Below are 5807 nucleotides of genomic sequence, written 5' to 3' on the forward strand. Positions count from 1 at the left end.
AAAGGGTCGGCCATGCGCTTCTGCCCCCCACTCGCGCTTGCAGCCCTGCTGCTGCTCTCGGCCTGTGCTTCCACCGGCAGCACCGATCTCGCCCGTGCCGAGGCTGACCCGTGGGAGAAGAGCAACCGCCGCGTGTTTGCCTTCAACAAGGGCCTCGACCGCTGGGTGGTGAAGCCCGTCACCAGCGGCTATCGCTTCGTCACGCCCACGCCGGTGCGCACCGCCGTTTCCAACGCCTACGGCAATTATGGCGAGCCGGCGAATTTTCTCAACAGCGTGCTGCAAGGCAAGTTCGCCCAGGCCTTCCGCACGCTCGACCGCTTCCTGCTCAACTCCACGCTCGGCATCGCCGGCATCACCGATGTCGCCACCGATCTCGGCCGCCCGAAGGAGCCAGAGGATTTCGGCCAGACGCTGGCACGCTGGGGCGTCAAATCCGGGCCCTACATGGTGCTGCCGCTGTTCGGCCCATCCACCTTGCGCGATGGCATCATGACGCCGTTCGATTTCTTCATCGATCCGGCCGATTTCGCCCGCAACGCCTGGCTCAGCCCCGGCTGGGACGTGCGCATCGGCATGGCGGGCGGGCGCATCATCAATTTCCGCAACACGCTGATCGAAACCGGGGCGGACAAATTGCTCGCCGACAGCCTGGATGATTACACGCTGGCCAAATCCGCCTGGCTGCAGCGCCGCCGCCTGCAGCTGTTCGATGGCAAGTTGCCCGCCGAGGAAGACCCGTTCGCGGAGCCTACGGAGGAACCGGCCGCAGAGCCCCCGAAAGCGGAGCCGCCTAAGCCTTGATGGCGCTGCCCATCACCAGCGGGGTGAGTTTCTTCAGCGCGCCAAAGGCATATTCTTCTTCCTGAACCGGCATCGGATCGAGGCTGAACCCGGCATCGCGCACCAACTGGGCCGATGGGCGATTGAGGTTGCAGCCCACCCCCACCACTTTCTGGATCGGGTTCAGCCGCTGCTGCCAGCGCTGCCGTTCCGGATCGTCGGATAGCACATGTTCCATGAACAGGAAGCGCCCGCCGGTCTTGAGAACCCGCCGCACCTCGGCCAGCACCTGGCCGACATCCTGCACACTGCACAACGTCAGGCAGCACACCACCGTATCGAAGCTGGCATCGGCAAAGGGCAGCCTCTCGCCGGCACCGGGCACGGACTTGATCGGCACCGGTGAGCCCGCCAGATGCGCCGCCGCGCGCCGGTTCATGCCTTCGGATGGCTCCACCACGGTCAGGCTGGTCACGATGGCCGGGTCGTAGAAAGGTAAAGTCGCGCCCGAACCGAAGCCGATTTCCAGCACCTCGCCGGTGGCCTGGCTCACCAGCGCCTGTCGCCGCCGCATGATATTGGGATGGCCCAATGCCTTGTCGAGCAGCCAGGGGAAGATGGTTTCGGAATAAAGACCCATGGGTGTGATGGTTACACGGGGTTGGCGCGCTGCCAAGCCAAGGCTAGTGTCAGGTCATGCGGATCATGCTTGCCCTCGTCGCCCTGTTGCTCTTGTCGTGCAGCAAGGAAGCCGTTGCACCCGCTGGCAATGAGCAGGCGGTGATCGACAAGGCGAATGCCGATGTGATGGCAGCGGAGGCAGAGGCTGGCGCCAAGTAGGCGCGGCCGGCGGCAGAGCCGCCGAGTCCGCTTTGGGTGAAGACAGGCAGAAGGAAGAAGTGCGCGGCAAAGCCGCGCCGTCAGACGAATCAAAAAGGGCGGCCTGTTGGGGCCGCCCTTTTCGTTCGCTGACCGGATCTCGCCGAGTCTGGCCGCAACGCGCTGCGTTGCGGCCAGCCGTCTCGATCAGAAATCCATGCCGCCCATGCCGCCCATGCCGCCGCCGGGCATGCCGCCGCCACCCTTGTCGTCAGCCGGCAGATCGGTGATCGCGGCTTCCGTGGTGATCAGCAGCGAGGCCACCGAAGCGGCATCCTGCAGCGCGGTGCGCACGACCTTCGTCGGATCGATCACGCCGGCCTTGACCAGGTTTTCGTACACGTCGGTCTGGGCGTTGAAGCCCACGGTCTGGTCGCCGCCTTCCAGCAGCTTGCCAGCCACAACGCCGCCATCATGGCCCGCATTGATCGCGATCTGGCGCAGCGGGGCCTGGATGGCCTTGCGCACGATATCGATGCCGCGGGTCTGGTCGTCGTTGGCGCCCTTCATGCCGTCCAACGCGCGAGTGGCATACAGCAATGCCGTGCCGCCGCCCGGAACGATGCCTTCTTCCACCGCAGCGCGGGTGGCATGCAGGGCATCATCAACGCGGTCCTTGCGTTCCTTCACTTCGACTTCGGTGCTGCCACCAACCTTGAGCACGGCCACACCGCCGGCCAGCTTGGCCAGACGTTCCTGCAGCTTTTCGCGGTCGTAATCGCTGGTGGTGATTTCGATCTGGGCGCGGATCTGTTCCACGCGCGCCTTGATCGCATCGGCAGCGCCTTCGCCGTCAACAATGACCGTGTTGTCCTTGTCGATGGTGACGCGCTTGGCCTTGCCCAGCATGGCCAGCGTGACGTTTTCCAACTTGATGCCCAGATCTTCGCTGATCATTTCGCCGGCGGTCAGCGTGGCGATGTCTTCCAGCATCGCCTTGCGACGATCGCCGAAGCCCGGCGCCTTCACGGCGGCAACCTTCAGGCCGCCGCGCAGCTTGTTGACCACCAGGGTGGCCAGCGCTTCGCCTTCGATGTCTTCAGCAATGATCAGCAGCGGGCGACCCGACTGCACCACGGCTTCCAGCACCGGCAGCATCGCCTGCAGGCTCGACAGCTTCTTTTCGTGGATCAGGATGTAGGGGTTCTCAAGCTCCACCTGCATCTTTTCGGCGTTGGTGATGAAATAGGGGCTCAGATAGCCACGGTCGAACTGCATGCCTTCGACCACGTCCAGCTCGCTGTCCATGCCCTTGGCTTCTTCGACGGTGATCACGCCTTCCTTGCCAACCTTTTCCATGGCCTTGGCGATCATGTCACCAATTTCGGTTTCCCCGTTGGCCGAAATCGTGCCGACCTGGGCGATTTCCGACGAGCCCGAAACCGGCTTGGAACGCGCCTGGAGATCAGCCACAACCTTGATCACGGCCATATCGATGCCGCGCTTCAGATCCATCGGGTTCATGCCGGCGGCGACCGATTTCATGCCTTCACGCACGATGGCCTGGGCCAGCACGGTGGCGGTGGTGGTGCCGTCACCGGCAGCGTCGTTGGTCTTGGAAGCGACTTCGCGCACCATCTGGGCACCGAGGTTCTCGAACTTGTCCTTCAGTTCGATTTCCTTGGCCACCGACACACCGTCCTTGGTGATGCGCGGAGCGCCGAAGCTCTTTTCGATGACCACGTTGCGGCCCTTGGGACCCAGCGTCACCTTCACGGCGTCGGCGAGGATATCAACACCACGGATGATGCGTTCACGCGCATCACGACCAAATTTCACGTCCTTGGCAGCCATTTGCCTTGCTCCTTTGAATTTCTAATGGATTCAGCGACTTTAATTCCGGGATTACATGATCCCGAGAATGTCGCTTTCCTTCATGATCAGCAGGTCTTCACCGTTCAGCTTGACCTCGGTGCCCGACCACTTGCCGAACAGGATGCGATCGCCGGCCTTCACTTCCAGCGGCGTGACAGTGCCGTTGTCGGCGCGGGCGCCGGTGCCAACGGAGACGACTTCGCCTTCCTGCGGCTTTTCCTTGGCGGAATCGGGGATGATGATGCCGCCAGCAGTCTTGGCTTCGGCTTCGACGCGGCGCACCAGCACGCGGTCATGGAGTGGACGGAATGCCATGTTTCCCTCTTTCGATTTGCAGTGTTTGCGAAAATTCGGCCGCTGTTGGCACTCACCAGAAGCGAGTGCCAGCGGCTGAATTGGCATATGGGTCCGGCCTGCAGAGTCGTCAAGGGCCCGCCCACGCGAATGAAGGGCTGTCGCGAGAATGTCATTTTGTCGTCTGGACAAGGCGGCACCTTAGCCATCACAACCATGTCCATGTCTTCGCCGCGTTCTGCCCTCACGTCCGCGCTTTGCGCCGCCCTTCTGCTGGCCGGATGCGGCGGCGGTGGTAGCAGAAGCAGTGGGCCGATTGCCGTCGCCCCTTCCCCCACGCCGACGCCGACCCCGCAATGTACGCTGCGTGATCGGCAATTGTGGGCCGAAGCGCAGATCCGCGAATGGTATCTTTTCCCGGAAGACCTGCCGGCCAGCCTGTCGCCCGACGGCTTTGCCACAGTGCAGGCCTATATCGATGCGCTCACCGCCACGGCACGCGCCGCCAACAAGGATCGCTTCTTCACCTATGTGACGAGCATCGCCGAGGAGAATGCTTTCTTCTCCTCCGGGCAGACGGCGGCCTTCGGCATAAGACTGGAGTATGACAGCACCGCGCGCCGCACCTATATTCTGGATGTGTTCGAAACCGGCCCGGCCTTTGCCGCCGGCTTTGATCGCGGTACCGAAATCCTCGCCATCGGCACCACGCCAGACAATCTGGTGCCGGTCACCACCCTGTTTTCGCAAGGGGGGGCCACCGCCGTGTCCGACGCGCTGGGGCCAAGCCAGGTCGGCGTCACCCGCACCATCCGCTTCACGCTAAACGGCCAGGAACGCACTGTCACCATCACCCGCGCCGAATTCAACATCCCGCCGGTTTCCAGCCGCTTCGGCGTACAGACCTATGATCAGCCGGGGCTGGGCCGGGTGGGCTATGTCAACCTGCGCAGCTTCATCAGCACGGCCGAAACGCCGCTGCGTGATGCCTTCGCGCGCTTCCGCAGCGAAGGTGCCACCAACATCATCGTCGATTTCCGCTACAACAGTGGCGGGCTGGTGCGGCTTGCCGAAGTGATGGGGGACCTGATGGGGCAGAACCGCCTCGCCAGCGACGTGTTCAGCTTCACCACGTTCCGCCCGTCGAAATCGGTGGAAAACGAAACCCGCCTGTTCCGGGTCGCGGCTCAGGCCGTGGCGCCAACCAACCTCGCGTTCATTGCCACCGATGCCAGCGCGTCGGCAAGCGAGCTGGTGATCAATTCGATGCTGCCCTATTTCCAGAACCGGATCACGCTGGTGGGTGAGAACACATCGGGCAAGCCGGTGGGCCAGATCGCCATCGATCGCGCCGCCTGTGACGATCGCTTGCGCATCGTGGCCTTTGCTACCCAGAACGCCGGCCGCCAGGGCGATTATTACAATGGCCTGGCGCCCTATCTGCAGTCACGCGGCGGCCGCACCTGCGAAGCCAACGATGATTTCCGGCAGGTGATGGGCAACCCGGCCGAAGCCTCCACCGCCCGCGCCATCGCTTCACTGCGCGGCGAAAACTGCACCGCAATTGCGGCTGCAGCCGGCGACATCCGCGAACAATCGCTGGGCCGCCAGCCGCTGCTCGCCCGCACGCCCAACGCTGCCCAGCGCGAAATGCCGGGGACGTTTTAAACAATTACTACTTAGACTGATCGCTCGAAGCGGGAAGTGGACTTAGCACGGCCCGCCTTCACTGCAGGTGTATGGCCGCATGGTATTTGGATTCAACCCAAATTTACGATTTCTCGTCAACGATTGCCCGCCATCGGGGCCTATCGATTGTCCTCCACCAGGTCCAATTGACTGACCGCCTCGCGGACCAATAGACAACCCACCGCCGGGACCAATTGACTGGCCGCCACCAGGCCGGATTGAGTCACATCCTCCGGGTCCAATTGATCCAGGTATGCAATTCCGCCAAGCCTGCGCCGAAACAATTTGTGGGGTCGCCAACACGTAATTACCCACGTCCCCTTTGATGTCTCAGGTGGAGACAGCCC

At 63.0% G+C, this 5807-nt stretch carries 6 protein-coding genes; 3 read left to right on the forward strand and 3 right to left on the reverse strand.

The genetic code is table 11. The features are described from left to right. Positions 1-804, forward strand: an 804-nt coding sequence (locus tag RT662_RS04045) for a VacJ family lipoprotein (protein WP_313669374.1), incomplete at its 5' end; no start/stop codon positions are given. Here RT662_RS04045 and RT662_RS04050 read toward each other — a convergent pair. After that, on the reverse strand, positions 794-1423 hold the full coding sequence (locus RT662_RS04050) for a class I SAM-dependent methyltransferase (protein ID WP_313669376.1): 630 nt from the start codon (positions 1421-1423) through the stop codon (positions 794-796). The two genes, RT662_RS04045 and RT662_RS04050, sit on opposite strands and share 11 nt — an antisense overlap. Positions 1424-1479: 56 nt before the next feature. On the opposite strand from RT662_RS04050, the gene RT662_RS04055 reads away from it, so the two are divergent. After that, the gene (locus tag RT662_RS04055) at positions 1480-1623 is read left to right on the forward strand and encodes a hypothetical protein (protein ID WP_313669377.1); all 144 of its coding nucleotides are present in this window, start codon (positions 1480-1482) and stop codon (positions 1621-1623) included. Positions 1624-1809: 186 nt separating this feature from the next. Here the strand turns inward: RT662_RS04055 and groL are convergent, their stop codons facing one another. Beyond that, entirely contained in the window at positions 1810-3456 is a 1647-nt protein-coding gene (groL, locus tag RT662_RS04060; RefSeq protein ID WP_022679187.1) for a chaperonin GroEL, read from the reverse strand. Positions 3457-3507: 51 nt separating this feature from the next. Next, a complete protein-coding gene (gene groES / locus RT662_RS04065) occupies positions 3508-3792 on the reverse strand; it encodes a co-chaperone GroES (protein WP_022679188.1) in 285 nt (94 codons plus the stop codon). A gap of 201 nt (positions 3793-3993) precedes the next feature. Between groES and RT662_RS04070 the strand changes: the two genes are divergently transcribed. Beyond that, positions 3994-5439 (forward strand): S41 family peptidase, encoded by a 1446-nt coding sequence (locus RT662_RS04070; RefSeq protein WP_313669379.1) that lies wholly within the window; start codon positions 3994-3996, stop codon positions 5437-5439. Positions 5440-5807 lie beyond the last annotated feature (368 nt).

This window comes from Sandarakinorhabdus sp. (genome assembly GCF_032115815.1).
Taxonomy (GTDB): Bacteria; Pseudomonadota; Alphaproteobacteria; order Sphingomonadales; family Sphingomonadaceae; genus Sandarakinorhabdus.

Coding starts and splice junctions, on each gene's coding strand:
- RT662_RS04050 (WP_313669376.1), bottom strand. CDS start 1,423: ATGGGTCTTTATTCCGAAACCATCTTCCCCTGGCTGCTCGACAAGGCA.
- RT662_RS04055 (WP_313669377.1), top strand. CDS start 1,480: ATGCGGATCATGCTTGCCCTCGTCGCCCTGTTGCTCTTGTCGTGCAGC.
- groL (WP_022679187.1), bottom strand. CDS start 3,456: ATGGCTGCCAAGGACGTGAAATTTGGTCGTGATGCGCGTGAACGCATC.
- groES (WP_022679188.1), bottom strand. CDS start 3,792: ATGGCATTCCGTCCACTCCATGACCGCGTGCTGGTGCGCCGCGTCGAA.
- RT662_RS04070 (WP_313669379.1), top strand. CDS start 3,994: ATGTCTTCGCCGCGTTCTGCCCTCACGTCCGCGCTTTGCGCCGCCCTT.